The sequence below is a fragment of the Paractinoplanes ferrugineus genome, from assembly GCF_016862195.1.
GTDB classification, from domain to species: domain Bacteria; phylum Actinomycetota; class Actinomycetes; order Mycobacteriales; family Micromonosporaceae; genus Actinoplanes; species Actinoplanes ferrugineus.
Window position 1 is genome coordinate 42,569 of the sequence record NZ_BOMM01000028.1, and the last position, 19,774, is coordinate 62,342.

A 19,774-nucleotide genomic window follows, 5' to 3' on the forward strand; every position below is an offset into this window, starting at 1 on the left:
TAGATCGTCCAGTATGGAGCGGGATCGATGGCTCGACCCCGCTCCCTGGCCTCAGTTGCCCGACGAATAGAGCTGCTGGATCTCGGAATCGGTCAGGACCCGGTCGTAGAGGTGCACCTGGTCGGTCACCCCGTCGAGGTAGTCGACCGGGTTACCGCCGTACTTGCCGCGCCCGATCACGGTGTTGCCGGTCGGGGCGGCCTGCGGCAGGCAGGCGCTGACGGCGCCGGCCGGCCGGCCGTCGACGTAGAGCCGCAGCTCGCCCTTGACCGTGTCCCGGACGCCGACGAGGTGGTACCACTGCCCGACCGCGGGCTTGAACCCGGCGAGTGCCCGGACCCCGGCGAAACTCATCGCGAACTTCTGGTCGGCGCCGGAGTACTGGAGGAAGAAGTCGCTGTTCGACGGTCCGTCCTGGCTGACGATCGTCTGGAACGCCCCGTCCACCTTGTCGAGCTTGACCCAGGCGGCCGCCGAGTAGTCGGAGGCCGTGTTCAGCACCGGCTTGCCGGCGTCCAGGTATTGCGAACCGTCGAGCGCGACACCCTGGCCGGTGTGCCCGTCGGTGAACCCCGGCCCACCGACCGGGGTGAGCGACCCGTAGGACCCGTCGAGCGGCCAGAAGGCCACCCCGTCGAGACCCGGGGTGCCGGCCGGTGGTTGCGGCACGTTGGCCCCGGAGCCGTCGGCCGAGGCGATGATCTTCCGGTTGATCGCCCGGACCTGGCGCAGATCCATCTTGGCGACCTGCCGGTCGTAGGTCCAGAAGCCGTTCAGCTCGCCCTCGACGTCGGTGATCTGGGTGTAGATCGCCGCGCTGATCCCGCAGTACTTGGCCGAGGTGAGCACGGCTTCCTGGTTGGCCACGTACTTGGCCGTCAGCACCGAGGACGACGGCTCCATCTCGTATGCCTGACCGTCGCCGAACCACATGTGGTTGGCCGTCCGGAGCCCGAACCCGCCGTGCTCGCCGTCGATCGCGACCCGCGTGCCGGACGGCGACGGCGTGGCCGGACCGAGGTACTGGTGGAAGTCGAGCACGTCACCGGCACCGGAGTCGCCGTGCGAGTTGCAGCAGTTGACGCCGCTGTGCGCGTTGACGAGCCGGGACGGGTCCTGCGCCTTGACCTCGCCGGCGATCCGCCCGGTGTCCTCCCGGCTCCATTCGCCCCAGCCCTCGTTGAACGGCACCCAGGCGATGATCGAGGTCCACGACCGGTGCTCGTCGACCATCTCGTGCAGCTCGGACTCGAACTGCGGCCGCCACTGCGCGGGAATCGGCCCGGTGTTGGCGGCCGGCATGTCCTGCCACACGAGCAGGCCCAGTTTGTCCGCCCAGTAGTACCAGCGGTCCGGCTCGACCTTGATGTGTTTGCGGACGGCGTTGAACCCCATCGCCTTGTCCTGCTCGAGGTCGAACCGCAGGGCCGCGTCGGTCGGTGCCGTGTTCAGCCCGTCCGGCCAGAACCCCTGGTCGAGGTTGGCCTGGTTGAACAGGATCTTTCCGTTCAGGGTGATCCGCAGCTTGCCGTCGGCACCGGCCGCGGTCCCGACCGAGCGCATGCCGAAGTAGGAGCCGACCGAGTCCACCGTGCGGCCGCGGTCCACCAGCGAGACCGACAGGTCGTACAGGTTCGGGTGGTCCGGCGACCACAGCTTGGCGCGGGGCATCGGCAAGGTCAGCAGGGTGTCGGCGGCGCCGGTGACGGACCCGCCGCCGCGGGCCACGGCGCGCACGCTGAGTCCCGTACCCCCGGTCGTGTTGACCTTGATCGTCAGGACGCCCGCCGCGACCTTCGGGGTCAGCGTGAGCGAGGTGATCGACGCGGCCGGCACCGGCTCCATCCAGACCGTCCGCCAGATGCCGGAGCTGCCCTGGTAGAAGATGCCCCGGTCGCTGACCCGCCGCTGCTTGCCGATCGGCTGCCCGGTGGCGTCGGTGAGGTCCTCGGCCCAGACGATCAGCTCCTGCGGCCCGGAGGCGGTGAGAGCGTCGGTCACGTCGGCGTCGAAGCCGTCGTACCCGCCGCGGTGGGTGGCCACCGGGACGCCGTTCACGTAGACCTTGGCGTCGTAGTCGACCGCCCCGAAGTTCAGCCGCAGCCGGTTACCGGTACCGACCTTCCAGCCCGCCGGCACGGTGAAGGTCCGGCGGTACCACATGCGATCTTCGTGCCGCTGGATGCCGGAAAGTGCGGATTCGATGGGGTACGGGACGAGCACGCGCTCGCCGAGGGTCTTCCCGGCCGGCACCGCCTCACCCAGGCCGGCCTTGGCGAACTCCCACACGCCGTTGAGGTTCTGCCATTTGTCCCGGGTGAGTTGTGGCCGCGGATATTCCGGCAGGGCGTTGTCCGGGCCGACCTTGTCGGTCCAGGGGGTGGCCAGCGGCGGGATCCCGGCCTGCCACCCGCCGGCCGCCTTGACCTGCGAGGTCAGCGGGGCGGCGAGGTGGACGGGGTGGGGGTCCGGAGCACTGGAGGCGGGCGCCGCGGAGAAGGACAGGAGGGCGGAGGCGGACACGGCAGCGAGCAGCCACCGGCCCCGGACATGTGTTTTCACGCGCGAAAGTCCCTTCGGAGCGGAAGAGTGCGCTCGTTTTTCGCCATCAGCCAACACAGTCCAACAACGGCGCTCAGGTTTCGTCAAGGTTTCACCGCGATCTATGTACGAGCGGGCAACCGGCGGGCCGGACGCAACCGAACTGCGACCGGACTCGGGACCGCCCCGGCCTCAACCGCACGCCCCCGGTGCCGACTCATAGGGCCATGAGCGTGAGCAGCGGTGTGCGGCCGGTGGGCGTCGTGCCCGGCACCACCGACGATCCGCAGGACGCCCTGCTCTCGGGTCTCGTCGGGTTCATGACCAAGGACACCCCGTCCGCCCAGCACGTCCTCGACCTCACCGAGCCGTTCCTGCAGGAGGCCGCCGGGCTGACCGCCGCCGTCGTCTACGAGCTCGACTCGGAGACCGGCCTGCTCAACCCGACCGCCCGGATCGGCGCGGCGGGCGGCCGGGACCTGCTGACCGCCGGCAAGGTGTTCCGGATGGCGGCCGGCGCTCCCCCGCTGGTCGACGGCGAGCGGATGGCGATCCGGCTGCGCATCGGCGGCCAGACCGTCGGCGTGCTGCTGCTCACCGGCACCGCGATGGCCGCCCTGCGCCCGGAGACCCTGGCCCCGCTGGCGCTGCACTTCGCCACCACGCTGCAGGGCATCGCCGCCGAGAAGCAGCGGCAGTTCCTGTCGCACTCCTCGACCACCATCCGCAAGCTGTTCGAGCAGGGCATGGTCGCCACCAGCGTGGAGGCGGCCGGCCGTACGCTCGTGTCCTGCTCCGCCGAGGCGTTCCGCACCGAGCACGCCGCGTTGTGCCTGGTCGACGGCGCGGGCCTGATCCGCTACGTGCACACCATCGGCCTGGCCGACGGCGACACCCCGTTCCGCCACCTGATCGGCACCGCCGCCGCCGACTCGCCGGTGTGGCGGGCGATCCACGAGGGCAAACCGGCCCTGGTCGTCGACTCCGCCACCGCGGCCGTGCTGACCGGCGGTTTCGTGCGCACGCTGGGCCTGAAGTCCTACATCGCGATCCCGATGATGTCGGCCCAGGGCTGTGTCGGCATGATCCTGTGCGGCGACACGGAGCGTAACCGCGAGTGGACCAGCCGCGACCGCAGCCTGGCCGAGCAGCTCTCCGTCGAGGGCGCGCTGATCGTCGACAGCGCCGGCATGCGCCAGGCCGCCCAGGCGCACGTGGCCGAGCTGTCCCACCAGGCGTTCCACGACTCGCTCACCGGTCTGCCCAACCGCTCCTACCTGTTGCAACGGGCCGAGCAAGCGGTCGAGAGCGCCGCCTCGACGGCCGGCCGGGTGGCGCTCCTGCTGCTCGACCTCAACGGCTTCAAGGAGGTCAACGACACCGCCGGGCACGCCGCCGGCGACGTGTTGCTCCAGCAGGTCGCCAAACGTCTGCTCGGCACCGTACGTGACGACGACGTGGTGTCCCGGCTCGGTGGCGACGAGTTCGCCATCCTGCTGACCCACGACCCCGACGAGGAGGTCGCCAACCGGGTCGCCGACCGGATCGTCGACCGGCTGCGCGAGCCGTTCCGGATCGACGGCGCGGACCTGCGGATCGGCGGCAGCGTCGGCATCGCGCTGTACCCGGAGGACGCCGACGCCTACGACGCGCTGATGCGCGGGGCGGACGCCGCCATGTACGAGGCGAAGCACGAGACGAAGGCCCTCGGCGGCGGCAGCCGGCGCGCCCGGCGGGAGCTGCCGGAGGCGGCCTAACCGAAGGTCATCGCGACCGGCAGCCCGATCAGGGTGCCGGCGACGAGCAGTCCCAGCCCGAACCGGCGGCTGTCCGGGAACCACAGGCTGCCCCCGGCGACCAGCAGGAACAGCGGCAGCCACGCCCAGTAGGTCGCCGTCGAGCCGGCCAGCGCCGGGATCAGGGCGGACGGGACGAGCGTGGTCAGGCACGGCCCCAGACATCCGAAGCCCAGACCGGCGAGCAGGCCGGCGACCAGACCGCGATCGAGGTACGGGGCCGGGACCGCAGGCGACGCCACGGTCAGGATCGGCGCCTCGTCCTCGTGCCGGGCCACCGAGATCACGTAGCCGCGCGGGTCCTCGACGAGCAGCAGACCGGCCGACTCGACGACCGCGCAGCCCGATTCCCGCCACAGCTCGGCGATCGCCTCGTACGCGTCGTCGCCCGCGCCCGGCAGCCGGCCGCCCCGCAGGACCCGCACGCCGGTGGGGGTGTCCGGTTTACGGAGGAACTGGGCCGGAACCGGTTCGAGGTGCAGTCCCGGCAGGGCGTGCAGCGTCGCGTCCAGGCGCCGCTGGACGCCCTCGGTGACCTCGGCCCGAGTGGGCCCGGTTCGCTGCGCCATCTGCGCAGGATGTCGCATCAGGGGGACGGCTGGGCTGCTTTCGGAAAAGTCCGGCCGATGTCCTCGCGCAGCCCGTCCAGCCACACCCGCAGATCCGCGATGACATAGAGATCCTGCCCCAGATCGGTCGGCCACCGCACCGGTGAACGGGCCGGTGGCACCGCCGATCGCCGATGCCGCAGCAGATCCTCGGCGACCTGGTCGAAGCGACCGGCCACGTCGGCCGCCGTCGCGGTCAGCGGACCCACGCACGGCAGCAGCCCACCGGCCGGGCAGGACCGCACGAGCGCTTCCGCCCCGCGCACCGCGTGCTGGCCGGCCAGCAGCGTCGCCTGCCAGTCCACCGTCGCCGCCGGGTGGCGTTCGCTCTGGTACAGCGCGAACGACGCCTCCGCCAGCCGCCCCGCCAGCCGCGCCCGCGACTGGGCGGCCCCGGGCGGCTGATCGTCGGCCATCACCGCCACCGTCTCCCGGATCACCCCGGCGGACGCGTCGACGAACGTACCCATCGCCCGGTGCAGCTCACCGCCGCCACCGCGGGGCCACGCGAAGATCCCGGCCAGCACCCCGATCGCCGCGCCGACCAGCACGTCCAGCACCCGGGCCTCGGCCAGCCGCCAGTCCACCGGGGTGACCTGCGCGAAGACGAACGTGATGACGAGCGTGAAGAGGGCCTGCGACCAGCCCAGCCCGACCAGCTGCCCGGCCGCGAACCCGACGGTCATCACGATCGGCAGCAGCACCGCGTAGACGGTCGGATGCACCCCCACCACCAGCAACCCCGCCGCCACCAGCGAGCCGGCCACCGTGCCCACCAGCGCCGGGCGCAGCGCCGAGCGGGTCTCGGCGGCCGACGTCCGCAGCACCGTCATGATCGTCAGCAGCACCCAGAACCCGTGCGACAGATCGAGCACCCCGGCCAGCAGCCGGGCCGCCGCGAGGGCGGCGGCCAGGCGCAGGGCGCCCTGGAAGGCGACGGAGCGCGGGGTGAGGTTTTCCCGGAGCCGGTGCCGATAGAGGTACGGCGTGCTCCGGTACGCGTACCAGAACGTCCCGTCGTCGACGTCCGGCCGCTGTCCCCCGGCCACCCGGATCGCCCCGATCAGCGACTTCGTCCACTCGCCGAGCGCGAGCGCCAGCGAACCGAGCCGCAGCCGGTCCGGACTCAACCCGCCGGGGTCGGTGTTCATCCGGGCCACCCGGAACTCGGTGAGCGCCTTGTCGACCTGGTCGGTGTCCGGCAACTCCCCCTGCCCGCGCAGCCAGGCCGCGGCCGCCGCCGTGCAGTCCGCCGTCCGCCGGACCAGATCGGTGGCCGCCGGCAGCGTGACCGCCCCGCCCCCGTCGGTGTTCAGCAGGTCGGCGGCCCGCCCGACGAGCAGCCGCACCGTCCCACCGGCGGAGCTCAGCGCCCGGTCCCGCCGCCCGGCCGACGCGGGCCGTTGCAGCGGTGGGAGCCGCGAGGGTCGCAGTGCCTCGGCCCGGTCCTGGGCCTCGGCCAGCGGGTCCCGCCCCCGGGGCCGGCCCGCCCACTCGTCGGCCACCGCGGCCAGGCAGCCGGCCAGGCTCGCGACGGCGTCCGCGAGCCGATCCTGGTACGGCACCGGCGCCGGGTCCGGCCACAGCAGGACCTCGGCCACCGCGAGCAGTCCGATCGCGATCGTCACCCCGGCCAGCCGGGCGGGCAGCGACCCCGGATCGTAGGGCGGGAAGCACGGCAGGATGTAGAGCAGCTGCATGCCGGCCGCCAGTCCCGACAGCCGGGGCCCGCCCACCCCGACGTAGCTGACCGCGAAGCCGAGCAGGAACATCCCCGCCGTGGCCGCGCCGGTGCCGACCGACAGCAGTGTCCCGAGCGACACCAGCGCCCAGGCCACCGGCAGCACCGCGATCAGGGTCCACGCCCGCCGCCGGGCCGTCCCCGGGATCTGCGAGAGGGCCCCCATCGCCACCGCCCCGAAGAGCGCGTAGGGAGCCATCGCGGGCGCGTCGAGCACATAGCGGCAGAGGTAGAACCCGAGGCACGCCACCAGCGCGACCCGGCCGGCCCGCCGGACCGCCAGCAGTCCCGGATCCCGCCGCCGAAGCCACCCCACCGGCAGATCGTGCCACAGCGCGGACCTCAGTAGCGGAAGGCCGACACCAGCCCGGACAGCTCGGTCGACATCCGGGCCAGCTCGGAGGTCGCCAGGCGGGTCTCGCCGACGCCCTCGCTGGTGGTGCGGGCCGCGTCGGCCACGCCGGTGATCGTCTGCGAGATCTCCTCGGTGCCGCCGGCCGCCTCGGCGACGCTGCGGTTCATCTCGGCGGTGGTGGCGGTCTGCTCCTCGACGGCCGACGCGATGGTGGTCTGGAAGTCGCTGATCCGGCTGATCACCTCGCTGATCATCTCGATCGCCGAGACGGCGCCACCGGCGTCGGCCTGGATCGCCTCGACCCGGCGGGAGATCTCCTCGGTCGCCTTGGCGGTCTCCTGGGCCAGGTCCTTGACCTCGGTCGCGACGACCGCGAAGCCCTTGCCGGCCTCGCCCGCGCGGGCGGCCTCGATGGTGGCGTTCAGCGCGAGCAGGTTGGTCTGCTCGGCGATCGAGGTGATCACCTTGATGACGTCGCCGATCTCCGCCGACGAGGCGCTGAGCTGGTTCATCGTGGTCGAGGTGGCGGTGGCGGCGGTGACCGCCTCGGCCGCCACCCGGGCGGCCTCGGAGGCGTTCTGCGAGATCTCGCGGATCGCCGCGGCCATCTCCTCGCCGCCGGCCGAGACGGTGTTGACGCTGTGCGACACCTCGCCGGCCGCGTTCGAGACGGCCTGGGCCTGCCGCGACGTCTCCTCGGCGGAGCCGGCGATCTGCTCGGTGGTCGCGGAGATCTCCTCGGTGGCCGAGGCCAGCGCGACGGCGGAGCCGTTGATGGTCGACACGGTGGAACGCAGCCGGGTGACCGCGGCGTCGAGCGCGCGGCCCATCCGGCCCGGCTCGTCGGCGGTGGTCAGGCCGGCGGTGTGGGTGAGGTCGCCCTCGGCGAGCGCCTTGCAGACGTCCTCGACGCGGGCGAGCGAGCGGACGATGCCACGGGTCACCGCGATGCCGATGAACATGGCCAGCAGCAGGCCACCGACCATCAGCGCGATCGAGAGCAGGCGGCTGTGCCGGTAGGTGCTCTGCGCGGCCGCGGCGTCGGTGGCGGCCTCCTTGTTCTCGGCGTCGAGCAGGGTGTCGACGCTCGTGGCGATCTTGTCCATGAGGGGGACGACCTGGTCGGCGCGGAGCTTGTTGAAGCCGACGGTGTCGTGGGCGAGGCCGAGCGGGATCAGCTTCTGCTGCACCAGCGACGTGTACTGGTCCCACTGCGACCGCAGGTCGTCGGCGGTCACGACGGTGGTGCTGGCCGCGGTGTAGGTGGCCAGGGCGGCGTCGAACTTCGTCCCCTCGCTGTGGAACGCGGTGGCGTACTTCTGGGCCGACGCGGTGTCGGTGGCCAGCGCGAGGTTGACGGTGTCGAGGCGGGCCGCCAGAACCGAGGCGCGCACCTCCCCGATGGCCCGTACGGCGACCAGGTTGTTGTTGTAGATCTTGTCGGCCGAGCTGCTGGCCTTGCCCAGCGACGTCAGGCCGCTGATCCCGATGGCGAGGGCGGCCACGCCGGCCGTTCCGACGGCGGTGAGGATCTTGATACCGGTGGGCAGGTCGCCGAAGCGGCGTCGCGACCGCGGCTGGTCGGAACTGGTCATTCGTGGGACTGCCTCTCGGAAGCGGGATGTGGCAGCGCTCTCATCGACAGCCGAGATCTGCACCTGCGAATCCTCGATGTCCGACTTTTCCCGGCAACCAACCGGCTACCGACTTCGGTACGGTCCCCGCATGGATCTGCAGAGGTGGGTGGAGGAGGCCGCCGCGCGGCACGCGGTGCCCGGCGCGGCCGTGGCGGTTTGGGCCGGCGGCGAGCTGTTCGAGGCCGCGACCGGCGTCGTCAACCGCGACACCGGCGTGGCGACGACCACCGACAGCGTGTTCCAGATCGGCTCGGTCACCAAGATCTGGACGGCCGCGCTCGTCATGCAGCTGGTCGGCGAAGGGCTGGTGGATCTGGACGCACCGGTGCGCCGCTATCTGCCCGAGTTCGGGGTCGTCGACCCGGTGGCGACCGAGACCGTGACCGTCCGCCAGTTGCTCTCGCACAGCGGCGGCTTCGACGGCGACCTGTTCGAGGATTTCGGCCGGGGCGACGACGCGCTGGGCAGGCTGCTCGAGTTCATGCACACCGGCGCTCGTCAGGTGCACCCGCCGGGCGCGCTGTTCTCGTACGCCAACTCGGGTTTCTGTGTTCTCGGCGCGCTCGTCGCGAAGTTCCGCGGCGGCACCTGGGAAGCGGCGATGCGGAACCACCTGCTCGAGCCGCTGGGTGTCAGCCACATGGCGCTGTTCGCCGACGAGGCGATCCTGTTCCGGGCGGCGGCCGGCCACCGGGCCGGGGACGGCCGGGTGCTCCCGCGGTGGCAGTTGCCCCGGTCCAACGCGCCGGCCTGCGCCACGCCCTGCGCCGCACCGCGTGAGCTGATCCGGCTGGGCCGGATGTTCCTGGCCGACGGGGTGGCCGAGGACGGCACCCGGGTGCTGCCGGCCGGCACCTTCGCCCGGATGCTGGAACCGCAGATCGACACACCCGACCTCGGCCGGCGCGGCGCGGTCCGGTGGGGCCTCGGGTTCTCGCTGTTCGACTGGGACGGTGTGCCGGTGGCCGGGCACGACGGCGGCACGCTCGGCCAGAGCGCCTGCTGGCGCCTGGTCCCGGAGCGCGACGTGATCATCGCGACAAGCGCCAACGGCGGCGAGTCGGGGGCGTTCCACGACGCCGTGCTGGCCCCGGTGCTGGCCGAGACGGCCGGCCTCACGGTGCCCGCGCGGTTGCTGCCGCCGGCCGAGCCGGTGCCGTTCGAGCCGGACCGCTGTGTCGGCGCGTTCGAGAGCCCGCTGGTCCGGTTCGACGTACGGGCGGTCGACGGTGGCCTCGAGGTCACCGCCACGCCGCGCGGGGTGGCCGCCGCGGTCGACGACGAACCGGTCACGCTGCGCTACGTCGCGCTCGGCGGCGACCGGTTCGTCGCCGCCGAGGCGCAGGACGGCGTGCACCCGGTGGCCGCGTTCCTGCACGACGGCCGATACCTGTTCCACGGCCGCGCCGTGCCCCGGGTCTAACGCAACGCGGTCCAGTCGAGCAGCCCGGCCCCCAGGTCCCGAACGGTGGCCAGCAGGCCGAGCCGGGCCGCCCGCACGGCCGGGTCGTCGGCCATCACGAAGACGTCGTCGAAGAACGTCGACAGCGGACCGGCCAGCCGCGACACCGCGCCGGTGAACTCGAACAGGTCGGGTTCGGCCGGCCGGCGCACCCCGGCGAGGGCCTCGTGCAGGGCGACCTCGGCCGGTTCCTTGAGCAGGGCCGGGTCGTAACCGGCGGCCACGTCGTCGGGCACGATCCGGCGGCAGCGCTGGATCGCCTCGGCCACGGCCACGAAGTCGGGATTGCCGGCCACCTCGCCGAGCTGGTGGAGCAGGTTGACGGCGACCGACGGGCGGTCGGCGTGCGGCAGGACGGCCCGCACCCGCTCCACCTGGTGGCCCTCCTCGACGAGGGACTGTTCGAGCCGCTTGGCCAGGAAGTCACCGCACGCCGCCCGGGTCGCCGCGGAGACCGGCACCGGCTGAAGCTCCGCGGCCCGCGCCAGGGCGTCGGTCAGGCTGAGCGGGGCGAGCGCCGGGTGGGCGCGGTGCACGGCCAGCAGACCGAGGACAGCCCGGCGTACGGCGAACGGGTCGCTGCTCCCGGTCGGCAGCCCGACCGTCGCGGCCAGGCCGGCCACCAGGTCGAGCCGGTCGGCCAGCGAGAGCAGCGCGCCCGGCAGGGACGCCGGCCGGGCGTCGCCCGCGCTGCGGGGCAGTTCGGCCTCGTAGACGGCCTGCGCCACGGCGCGCGACTCCCCGGCGTGCAGGGCGTAGTCGCGGGCCAGCACCCCGGCCAGGCTGGTCATCTCGGTGACGAGCTGCGAGCCGAGGTCGAACTTGACCAGCTCGGCGGCCCGGTCGAGGGTGGCGCTGCGCAGCGCGAGACCGTCCGCGAGCGAGATCGCCAGCGCCGCGATCCGGCCGGCCCGGTCGGCCATCGAGCCGAGCTTGTCGGTGAAGGTCAGCCGCGCCAGCCGCGCCCGCAGCGCGTCCAGCGGCAGCTCGCGGTCGGCCCGGTAGAAGAACGCCGCGTCCTCGTAACGGGCACGCAGCACCGCCTCGTTGCCCTGCCGCACCAGCTCGACGTCGACCGGCCCGTTGGCCACGGTCACGAACATCGGCAGCAGCGCGCCGTCGGTGTCCCGCACCGGCAGGTAGCGCTGATGCTTGCGCATCACGGTGGTGAGCACGGCGTCGGGGAGCTCGAGGTACGCCTCGTCGAACGTGCCGAGCAGCGGTGTCGGCGCCTCCACCAGATAGGTGATCTGGTCGATCAGCGCCGCCTCACCCCGCACGTCGATCTTGCCGTCCGGGTAGACGAGGTCCTGCGCCCCGGTCACGATCAGCTCGCCGCGGTCCTCCGGGTCGGCCACGATGCCGTTGACCGCGATGGTCTCCATGAAGGTCTCGGCCGACGCGATCTCCAACCGCGGCGTCGCCGAGGTGCGCAGCACGCGGGTCTGCCGGCCGGCGGCGAGCGCGCCCACCGCCACCGGCACGATGTCGTCGCCCCACAAGGCGACCAGCCAGCGGATCGGCCGGCTGTAGGAGAGCTGGGGATCGCTCCACCGCATGTTCTTGGCGCCGCGCAGCCCCGCGACGACCTTCGCGAGCACGGGGGCCAGCACGTCCGCCGCCGCGCCGCCGGCTTCGTGCTTCTCGAGCACCACATGGCGTACGCCGTTGAAGTCCGCCTCCGTCGCCGCGTCGGCGGTCGCGCCCTGGCCCCGCAGGAAGCCGGCGAGAGCCGGAGTCGGGCTGCCGTCGGCCGTGTAGGCCTGGGCCACCTTGGGGCCGCGCACCGTGCGCACCGCGTCGGGCTCACCGGCGGCGACGTCGGCGACCACCGCGATCAGCCGCCGCGGTGTGGCGAAGACACGCACCTCGCCGTGCTCCAGCCGGGTCCCGTCGAGACCGTTCTTGATCTGCTGTTCGAGGTAGGTGAGGGCGGCTCGGCACTCGGCCGGCGGCAGCTCCTCGGTGCCGATCTCGAGGACCAGCGACCGGGCGCCGTCCCGCTCGGCGGGCCGCGCCACCGGCCTCGCGGGTGCCTGCGGAGCCGCCGACCCGAGCGGATGGCCCAGCTCCTCGCGGCGGGCCACCCACAGTCCGGCGACCTCACCGGCGAGGCGGCGCATCCGGCCGAACTCGGCGGCCCGGTCGGCGGTCGACACGGCGCCGCGGGCGTCGAGCACGTTGAACGCCTGCGAGCACTTGAGCACATAGGTGTGGGCGGGCACCGGCAGTCCGGCCTCGATCAGGCGTTGCGCCTCCGCCGCGTACAGCTCGAGCAGTTGCCGGTTGGTGTCCACGTCGGCGTCGTCGAGGTAGTAGCGGGACATCTCGTACTCGTTCTGGCCGAACACCTCGCCGTACGAGACGCCCCGGCCGTACTCGATGTCCTTGAAGTGGGTCTTCTCCTGCAGCGCCATCAGGATGCGCTCGATGCCGTAGGTGATCTCCACCGACACCGGGTCCAGGTTGCGGCCGCCGGCCTGCTGGAAGTAGGTGAACTGGGTGATCTCCAGGCCGTCGAGCCAGACCTCCCAGCCCAGCCCCCACGCGCCGAGGGCCGGCGAGGCCCAGTTGTCCTCGACGAACCGCACGTCGTGCGCCGCCACGTCGATGCCGAGCGCGGCCAGGCTGCCCAGGTAGAGCTCCTGCGAGTGGCCGGGGTCGGGCTTGAGGACGACCTGGAGCTGGGTGTGGGTCTGCAGCCGGTTCGGGTTCTCGCCGTACCGCGAGTCGTCGGGGCGCACCGACGGTTCGACGTAGACGACCCGCCACGGCTCCGGCCCGAGCACCCGCAGGAAGGTGGCGGGGTTGAGGGTTCCCGCGCCGACCTCGGTGTTCATCGGCTGGACGGTCAGGCAGCCCTGTTCCGTCCAGTACGCGGTCAACCGGGCCAGGGCGTCCTGCATGGTGAGCATGGGTCGCAAGTCTAGGAGACGGGCTGCGGGGTAGTTACGGAATATGCTCGCCGGAGATCTATATGGCTTCGAGGACCTCCTTTCGAAGGACGAAGCGACAGTTGTGCAACGGGTCCGCCAGTTCATGGCCACCGAGGTGGCCCCGATCGCGAACGACCAGTGGTCGCGCGCCGAGTTCCCGACCCACCTGATCAAGCGGTACGCCGACCTCGACATCGCCGGCAAGCCCGGCTCGTCGCTGTTGAACGGCTGGCTGGCGCTGGAGATGGCGCGGGTGGACGCCTCGATGGCGACGTTCTACGGCGTGCACTCGGGACTCGCGATGGGCAGCATCCGGGCCTGCGGCTCCGCCGAGCAGCAGGCCCGCTGGCTTCCCGGGATGGCCACCTTCGACCGGGTCGGCGCGTTCGCGCTGACCGAGCCGACAGGCGGTTCCGACGTGGCCGCCGGCCTGCGCACCACGGCCCGCCGCGACGGCGACACCTGGATCCTCAACGGCCGCAAGCGCTGGATCGGCAACGCCACCTTCGCCGACCTGATCGTGGTCTGGGCCCGCGACGAGGCGGACGACCAGGTGAAGGGCTTCGTCGTCGCCGGTGACGCGCCCGGTTGCACCGCCACCAAGATCGAGAACAAGATCGCCCTGCGGATGGTCCAGAACGCCGACATCACCCTGGTGGACGTCCGCGTCCCCGAGGCCGACCGCCTGCAGGACGCCAACTCGTTCAAGGACACCGCCAAGGTGCTGCGTGCCACCCGCAGCGGCGTGGCCTGGGAGGCGGTCGGCGTCATGCTGGCCGCCTACGAGATCGCCCTGGCGTACTCGAAGGAGCGCACCCAGTTCGGCAAGCCGATCGCCGGCTTCCAGCTGGTGCAGGACCTGCTGGTGCGGATGGCCGGCAACGTCACCGCGTCCCTGGGCATGTGCGTTCGCCTCGCCCAGCTCCAGGACGACGGCAGCTACCGCGACGAGCACTCCGCCCTGGCCAAGGCCTATTGCACGACCCGCATGCGGGAGGTGGCCGGCTGGTCGCGCGAACTGCTGGCCGGCAACGGCATCGTCCTCGACTACGACATCGGCCGTTTCGTCGCCGACGCCGAGGCCCTGTACTCCTACGAGGGCACCCGCGAGATCAACACCCTGATCGTGGGTCGCGCGGTGACCGGCGAGAGCGCCTTCGTCTGAGCCATCCAGGCGCGGGCTGATCGGGTCGGGCTGATCGGGTCCGGGGCGGCTCAGCCGCGGGCCGATCGGGCCCGCGCCCGGTAGGCGGCGACGGCGTTGCGGTTGGCGCAGGTCGTGCTGCAGAAGCGACGAGAACGGTTTCGCGTGAGGTCCAGAACTATGCCCTCGCAGTTGTCGTCCGCGCAGGTCGACAGGCGGGACATCTCGTCGCCGCGAACCAGGTCGGCCACCGCCATCGCGGTCTCCACCATCACCCGGCACACCAGGGGCTCCTCGGCCGCCACCGCGTGGATGTGCCAGTCGATGCCGTCGTGCCGCAGCAACTGGGGCATCGCCCGGGCCTCGACGAGCATCCGGTTGACCATCTCGGCGGCGTCGTCACGCCCGGCGAGCAGCAGCGCCCGCAGCGTCGGCCGCAGCGCGCGCAGGTCGGCCAGCTCACGGTCGTCCCGGTCCCGCCGGCCGGTGTAGCCGTACTTCGCATACCAGGCGTCGGCCTCGTCGAGGCTGGTCAGCGTGTCCGGTTCTTCCCCGCTGTTCACCAGGTCGACGGCGGCGTGCAGAGCCGCTTCCGTGTCATGGGCTAGGAGCACCTTGACATCTTACGCTCGCCCCTCCTAGCGTCATGCCTCATGACGCAAATAGCCAATGACACCCCCACCGCCGCCCCCGTCGGTGTCAGCGGTGGCGTCCTGCTGGCCGCCCTGTCCGCGATGACGTTCGGCCTCTCCGGACCGCTCGCCACCGGCCTGCTCGACAACGGCTGGAGCCCCGGCGCGATCGTGCTCACCCGGATCGCCGTCGCCGCCCTGGTCCTGAGCCCCTTCACGGTGGTCGCGCTGCGCGGCAAGTGGCGGCTGCTGCGCGGCCGGGCGACCCAGATCCTGATGTACGGGGTACTGGCGGTCGCCGGCGCACAGTTCTGCTACTTCTCCGCCGTTGCCCAGATGGACGTCGGCCCCGCCCTGCTGATCGAGTACACCGCCCCCGCGGCCGTGGTGGTGTGGCTGTGGGTCCGCTTCGGCCAGCGCCCGAGCCGACTGACCGTGCTCGGCGCGCTGGTCGCCGCGACCGGCCTGGTCCTGGTGCTCGACCTGATCTCCGGGGCCGACCTGGCGTGGTCGGGCGTGGCGTGGGCGTTCGCCGCGATGATCGGTGCCACCGCGTACTTCCTGATCTCGGCCGACACCGAGAGCGGCATCCCGCCGCTGGCCCTGGCCGGCACGGGCCTGGTCGTCGGCACCGTCACCCTCGGACTGCTGGCCGCGATCGGCGTCCTGCCGATGCACGCCACCACCGCCCCCGCGGACTACGGCTTCGGCTCCCTGCCGTGGTGGGCCCCGCTGCTCCTGCTGGGCGTGGTGACGGCCGCGGTGGCGTACGCGACCGGCATCGCCGCCATCCGCCTGCTCGGCTCCCGGACGGCCTCGTTCTTCGCCCTGCTCGAGGTGGTCTTCGCGGTCCTGTTCGCCTGGGTCCTGGTCGACCAGTTCCCCGGCCTCCCGCAGTTGCTCGGCGGCCTGCTGATCATCGCCGGCATCGTCGCGGTCCGCCTCGGCGACCGTGCCGTGCCCGCCTGACCGGGGCCGTCACCGCAGGCCGGCGGCCATCTCCATGAGGTGGTTCAGGACCGTCTCGCCGGAGGTGCGCAGCCCGTCGTGCTCGTGTTCGTTCGTGACCCAGGTGCGGACGTTGCCCACCGTCGCCGCCGTCTCCAGGGACAGGCCGAGGTCGACGTACATGTCGTCGGCGTAGACGGCGGCCAGCACCGGCACGTCGTTGGCGGCCAGCCGGTCGAGGTCGTACAGCGCGGGCCAGTCGTCGGTCATGGCCAGGAGCGCGGCCGCCCCCTCGTACGGTCGCAGAGCCTTGATCTGGGAGAACATCCAGGGGTACATCATCTCGCCGGTGAACAGCAGCGGCGTGGCATCGGCGGCGAACTCGGGCCGGGCGGTGATCGCCCGCGCGGCGGCCCAGCCCGTCGACGCGCCCTGGCCGTAGATGTACTCCTGCAACGCGAACAGCGGTTTGTCGACGAAGCCGGTAAGCGCCATCACCTCGTACCGGAAGGTGTCCGAGAGCTGGGCGCCGTGCCAGGCCTCGTCCAGCAGCCAGTGCACCTTGGCGTAGCCGTCGCTCATCCCGAACTCCGCGCCCAGCAGGCGCAACCGCTCGGGGGTGAGCCGGTCACCGTCCGGCAGCCGCACCTCGGTGGCGGCCAGGTGGTCGGCAAGGCGGCGCACGGCCGCCACGTCGCCCGGGAACGCGCGGTAGAACTCGGCGTTCTTCGCCGCCACCCGCGGATAGGTCCGAGCGTAGACGTCGGCGGCGGTGGCGGTCAGGCTCGGCAGGCCCCCGGTGACGAAGCAGGTGCGCAGGCCGTGCGGAGCGAGCGACAGGTAGGTCAGGGTGACGAAGCCGCCGTAGCTCTGGCCGAGGGTGTCCCATTTCGCGCCGCCGGCCACCCGCTCGCGCAGCACCTCGGCGTCGGCGACGATGCTGTCGGCCCGGAACAGGCGCAGCTGATCGGCCAACTGCCGCGGGGTCCGACCCCCGGCGGACAGCGGGGTGCTGCGGCCGGTGCCGCGCTGATCCAGCAGCAGTACGCGGTGGGTGCGCACGGCCCACCCGAGCCAGCTCGCGGCCCGCACCGGCCGGGGCGCCGCGCCACCCGGCCCGCCCTGCAGGAACAGCAGCCACGGGAGGTCGTCGCCGACCCGGTCGGCCGCCACCACCTCGCGCGCGAACACCTCGATCGTCTCGCCCCCGGGCCGCGCGTGGTCGAGCGGCACGGTGACGAGGTGCTCGGTGAAGCGCAGGCCGGGGTGAGCGATCATGAGCTCACCCTACGACCCCGCCCGGCCGATCAGCCCTTCTCCACCTGCGCGGCCAGGGCGTCCACCTTCGCGGTCAGGATGGCCAGGTCCTCCAGGAGCTTCGCGAACACCCCGTCGGCGGGCAGCGGGTCGCCGGCCCGGGTGGTGCCGACCATCGTCGCGAACCACACGTCGCCGGTCAGGTCGGCCAGGTTGCGCGTGTAGTCGGAACCGGAGGTGTTGGTGCCGGCGATGCGGTAGTCCGTCGTCACCTCTGCGCCGATGGCGCCCAGCCGGGAGTCGATCGCCCTCTGCGTCTGGGCCACGATCGTGTTGGTGATCCAGGTCTTGTCGGCGGCGGTCAATGCCACGGGGATGTCCTCCAGGTGCCATGAGGCGGTCGAGGCCTCGAGAGATGAGGTGTACGAGGCGGAGAAGTGCGCGTGCTCGGTGTGCGGCGACGCCCCGGTGTACGCCTTCTGCACCCAGCCCGACGACGCGGACCAGATGCGACGGTTGTAGATGATGTAGCGCAACCGTTTCTCGGCGCCGGACCGGCAGCGGCCGAGCAGGAACTGCACGACCTTCTCCATGGTCAGATCGCTCTCGTCGAGGTTGCTGTCGACGTCGATCGCGTGCACCTCGTTGACCTTGTCGGCGTCGTGGATCGGCACGTTCCCGGTCTCGTCCGGGTTGTGATCGGACGACGTCCGGGAGTGTGCGGTGTCGCCGACGCTGCCGTCGCTGGCCTTGTCCCGGCTCGGCGCGACCCGGTCGAACTCCGCGAACAAACTCTTCAAGCAGGGAATGAGAACCCAGCTTGCCATCGGTTCAACCTCCGGATGCGGATCAAGGGGCGAGCGAACTGTACTGCCTAGTTCACCCGCCCACCGTCAGCGCAAACGTCACCCGGACGGTCCACTATGGTGATCCACATAGGCCGTTCGGCGGATCTACCTGGGAAGTTAAGAGAGCCGTAACGGAATGTGCCAAAAAATAGAGATCCCTCCCCCCCGGGGGTAGATGCTCCCGCGCCGTTCGCGTGATCGACACGTCGAGGTCGCCGCCCGGTCTTGCGCGGCAGGTCGACTTCCCGTCGGGACGCCCGGCGACCGGCGCCGGGCGCCGACACCGTGGAGGAACTCGTGGCAGACCGACGTCAGGTGCTGCGCATCGGCGCCGTGGCCGCCGCCGCGCCCGCACTGGTCACGGCCGCCGCCCCGGCCGAAGCGCACGGCCCCCGGACGACCAGCGAGGTCTTCGGGCACCGCGGCGCCTCCGGCTACCGGCCCGAACACACGCTCGCGTCGTACGAGCTGGCCGCCCGCATGGGTGCCGACTACCTGGAACCCGACCTCGTCTCGACACGCGACCACGTGCTGGTCTGCCGGCACGAACCGGAGATCGGCGGCACCACCGACGTGGCGAGCCACCCCGAGTTCGCGTCCCGCCGCAAGACCGTCCTGCTCGACGGGGTCAGCGTGACCGGCTGGTTCACCGAGGACTTCACCCTGGCCGAACTCAAGACCTTGCGCGCGGTGGAACGCCTGCCCGCCGTACGCCAGCGCAACACCCTCTACAACGGCCTGTTCGAGGTGCCCACCTTCCAGGAGATGCTGGACCTGCGGGCGAAACTCTCCCGGGAACTGGGCCGCGACCTCGGCGTCATCCCGGAGACCAAGCACCCCACGTACTTCCGCGGACTCGGCCTTGAACTCGAGCCCGCCTTGCTGCGCACCCTGGAGCGCAACGGCCTCAACCGGCGCGGCGCCAAGGTGTGGATCCAGTCCTTCGAGGCGGCCAACCTCCGCGCCCTGCGCCCCCAGGCGAAGGTCAACCTGGTCTTCCTGACCAGCGCGAGCGGCAGTCCTTTCCACGACCCGCGGACGTACGCCGACTACCTCACTCCGGCCGGCCTCAAGGAACTGTCCCGTTACGTCGACGGCATCGGCCCCGACAAGAACCAGGTCATCCCGCGCAACCCCGACAACACCCTCGGCGCCCCCACCACCCTGGTCCGCGACGCCCACGCGGCCGGCCTCAAGGTCATCCCCTACACCTTCCGCGCCGAGAACCAGTTCCTCCCGAAGGACTACCAGTCCGGCACCGACCCGAACGCCTACGGCCGCGCCCTGGACGAGCAGATCACCTACCTGAACACCGGCATAGACGGCCTCTTCACCGACCAGTCCGACATCGGAGTCCTGGCCCGCAAACTGCGCAGATGACCTTTTCCGTGAAAGAGGGCCGCCCACGGCCCGGGAGGCCCTCTTTCACGGCATAGCGTTCGGGCGGGCCGCCCGCCGGGTCGAATCGTCCGACAGGCCACAGTCCCACCGCCGAGCACAGCTGTTGATCTCATTCGGGACGACGCCGGGCGAGCGGCGGGCGAGCGGCGGGCGGGTGAACCGGGCGGGTCAGTGCTTGGGGACGATCGTCGGGTAGATGTGGTCGAAGCTCAGGGCCTTGCCGAAGCCGGTGGCCACGATGAACGTGATGCCCAGCAGGACGCCGAGGACGACGACGGCGAACAGGCCGTAGCCGAGGGCCCGGCCGGCCGGGCGGGGCGCCGCTCCACCGGCGTCGGCCCAGGCCAGCGAGCGGATGCCGAGGGCGAACAGGATGGGCAGTCCGGCACCGAGGGCCAGGCCGGCCACCAGGACACGCCAGGCGCCGTCGAGGGCGAACCCGAGATTGTGCATGGAACGCTGCCTTCC

At 72.0% G+C, this 19,774-nt stretch carries 14 protein-coding genes; 5 read left to right on the forward strand and 9 right to left on the reverse strand.

Annotation, left to right across the window (positions count from 1 at the left end):
* Positions 1-51: 51 nt before the first annotated feature.
* Positions 52-2,562 (reverse strand): LamG-like jellyroll fold domain-containing protein, encoded by a 2,511-nt coding sequence (locus Afe05nite_RS15545; RefSeq protein WP_203817811.1) that lies wholly within the window; start codon positions 2,560-2,562, stop codon positions 52-54.
* Positions 2,563-2,768: 206 nt separating this feature from the next.
* On the opposite strand from Afe05nite_RS15545, the gene Afe05nite_RS15550 reads away from it, so the two are divergent.
* The gene (locus Afe05nite_RS15550) at positions 2,769-4,298 is read left to right on the forward strand and encodes a sensor domain-containing diguanylate cyclase (RefSeq protein ID WP_203817812.1); all 1,530 of its coding nucleotides are present in this window, start codon (positions 2,769-2,771) and stop codon (positions 4,296-4,298) included.
* On the opposite strand, the gene Afe05nite_RS15555 is transcribed toward Afe05nite_RS15550, so the two are convergent.
* Genes Afe05nite_RS15555 through Afe05nite_RS15565 form a run of 3 tightly spaced genes read right to left on the reverse strand, consistent with a single transcriptional unit; the run spans position 4,295 to position 8,636 of the window.
* Positions 4,295-4,906, reverse strand: coding sequence for a hypothetical protein (locus Afe05nite_RS15555; RefSeq protein ID WP_203817813.1), 612 nt, complete (start codon positions 4,904-4,906; stop codon positions 4,295-4,297). The two genes, Afe05nite_RS15550 and Afe05nite_RS15555, sit on opposite strands and share 4 nt — an antisense overlap.
* 17 nt (positions 4,907-4,923) lie before the next feature.
* Positions 4,924-7,002, reverse strand: coding sequence for an FUSC family protein (locus tag Afe05nite_RS15560; protein ID WP_203817814.1), 2,079 nt, complete (start codon positions 7,000-7,002; stop codon positions 4,924-4,926).
* A 26-nt stretch (positions 7,003-7,028) separates the two neighbouring features.
* On the reverse strand, positions 7,029-8,636 hold the full coding sequence (locus tag Afe05nite_RS15565) for a methyl-accepting chemotaxis protein (RefSeq protein ID WP_203817815.1): 1,608 nt from the start codon (positions 8,634-8,636) through the stop codon (positions 7,029-7,031).
* Between the two features lie 130 nt (positions 8,637-8,766).
* Here Afe05nite_RS15565 and Afe05nite_RS15570 point away from each other — a divergent pair, with 130 nt between their 5' ends.
* Positions 8,767-10,101 carry a serine hydrolase domain-containing protein gene (locus tag Afe05nite_RS15570; protein WP_203817816.1) on the forward strand — a complete coding sequence of 445 codons (1,335 nt, stop codon included), beginning with the start codon at positions 8,767-8,769 and terminating at the stop codon, positions 10,099-10,101.
* Here the strand turns inward: Afe05nite_RS15570 and Afe05nite_RS15575 are convergent.
* On the reverse strand, positions 10,098-13,055 hold the full coding sequence (locus tag Afe05nite_RS15575) for a glycine--tRNA ligase (protein ID WP_203817817.1): 2,958 nt from the start codon (positions 13,053-13,055) through the stop codon (positions 10,098-10,100). The genes Afe05nite_RS15570 and Afe05nite_RS15575 overlap by 4 nt on opposite strands.
* A 43-nt stretch (positions 13,056-13,098) precedes the next feature.
* On the opposite strand from Afe05nite_RS15575, the gene Afe05nite_RS15580 reads away from it, so the two are divergent.
* Positions 13,099-14,241, forward strand: a complete 1,143-nt coding sequence (locus tag Afe05nite_RS15580; RefSeq protein ID WP_203817818.1) for an acyl-CoA dehydrogenase family protein — start codon at positions 13,099-13,101, stop codon at positions 14,239-14,241.
* A gap of 50 nt (positions 14,242-14,291) precedes the next feature.
* Here the strand turns inward: Afe05nite_RS15580 and Afe05nite_RS15585 are convergent, their stop codons facing one another.
* A complete protein-coding gene (locus Afe05nite_RS15585) occupies positions 14,292-14,834 on the reverse strand; it encodes a CGNR zinc finger domain-containing protein (protein ID WP_203817819.1) in 543 nt (180 codons plus the stop codon).
* A 39-nt stretch (positions 14,835-14,873) separates the two neighbouring features.
* Here Afe05nite_RS15585 and Afe05nite_RS15590 point away from each other — a divergent pair, with 39 nt between their 5' ends.
* Positions 14,874-15,821, forward strand: coding sequence for an EamA family transporter (locus tag Afe05nite_RS15590; RefSeq protein WP_203817820.1), 948 nt, complete (start codon positions 14,874-14,876; stop codon positions 15,819-15,821).
* 9 nt (positions 15,822-15,830) lie between these two features.
* Here the strand turns inward: Afe05nite_RS15590 and Afe05nite_RS15595 are convergent, their stop codons facing one another.
* Complete coding sequence (locus Afe05nite_RS15595; protein WP_203817821.1) at positions 15,831-17,078, reverse strand: alpha/beta fold hydrolase; 1,248 nt, start codon at positions 17,076-17,078, stop codon at positions 15,831-15,833.
* A 29-nt stretch (positions 17,079-17,107) separates the two neighbouring features.
* The gene (locus tag Afe05nite_RS15600; RefSeq protein ID WP_203817822.1) at positions 17,108-17,857 is read right to left on the reverse strand and encodes a hypothetical protein; all 750 of its coding nucleotides are present in this window, start codon (positions 17,855-17,857) and stop codon (positions 17,108-17,110) included.
* A 345-nt stretch (positions 17,858-18,202) separates the two neighbouring features.
* On the opposite strand from Afe05nite_RS15600, the gene Afe05nite_RS15605 reads away from it, so the two are divergent.
* Entirely contained in the window at positions 18,203-19,285 is a 1,083-nt protein-coding gene (locus tag Afe05nite_RS15605) for a glycerophosphodiester phosphodiesterase (protein ID WP_203817823.1), read from the forward strand.
* Between the two features lie 189 nt (positions 19,286-19,474).
* Here Afe05nite_RS15605 and Afe05nite_RS15610 read toward each other — a convergent pair whose 3' ends face one another.
* The gene (locus Afe05nite_RS15610; protein WP_203817824.1) at positions 19,475-19,759 is read right to left on the reverse strand and encodes a hypothetical protein; all 285 of its coding nucleotides are present in this window, start codon (positions 19,757-19,759) and stop codon (positions 19,475-19,477) included.
* Positions 19,760-19,774 lie beyond the last annotated feature (15 nt).

Excerpts from the sequence above, each read along its gene's own strand:
- Afe05nite_RS15550 (WP_203817812.1), top strand. The coding sequence starts at position 2,769 with ATGAGCGTGAGCAGCGGTGTGCGGCCGGTGGGCGTCGTGCCCGGCACC.
- Afe05nite_RS15555 (WP_203817813.1), bottom strand. The coding sequence starts at position 4,906 with ATGGCGCAGCGAACCGGGCCCACTCGGGCCGAGGTCACCGAGGGCGTC.
- Afe05nite_RS15565 (WP_203817815.1), bottom strand. The coding sequence starts at position 8,636 with ATGACCAGTTCCGACCAGCCGCGGTCGCGACGCCGCTTCGGCGACCTG.
- Afe05nite_RS15570 (WP_203817816.1), top strand. The coding sequence starts at position 8,767 with ATGGATCTGCAGAGGTGGGTGGAGGAGGCCGCCGCGCGGCACGCGGTG.
- Afe05nite_RS15575 (WP_203817817.1), bottom strand. The coding sequence starts at position 13,055 with ATGCTCACCATGCAGGACGCCCTGGCCCGGTTGACCGCGTACTGGACG.
- Afe05nite_RS15580 (WP_203817818.1), top strand. The coding sequence starts at position 13,099 with ATGCTCGCCGGAGATCTATATGGCTTCGAGGACCTCCTTTCGAAGGAC.
- Afe05nite_RS15590 (WP_203817820.1), top strand. The coding sequence starts at position 14,874 with ATGACGCAAATAGCCAATGACACCCCCACCGCCGCCCCCGTCGGTGTC.
- Afe05nite_RS15595 (WP_203817821.1), bottom strand. The coding sequence starts at position 17,078 with ATGATCGCTCACCCCGGCCTGCGCTTCACCGAGCACCTCGTCACCGTG.
- Afe05nite_RS15610 (WP_203817824.1), bottom strand. The coding sequence starts at position 19,759 with ATGCACAATCTCGGGTTCGCCCTCGACGGCGCCTGGCGTGTCCTGGTG.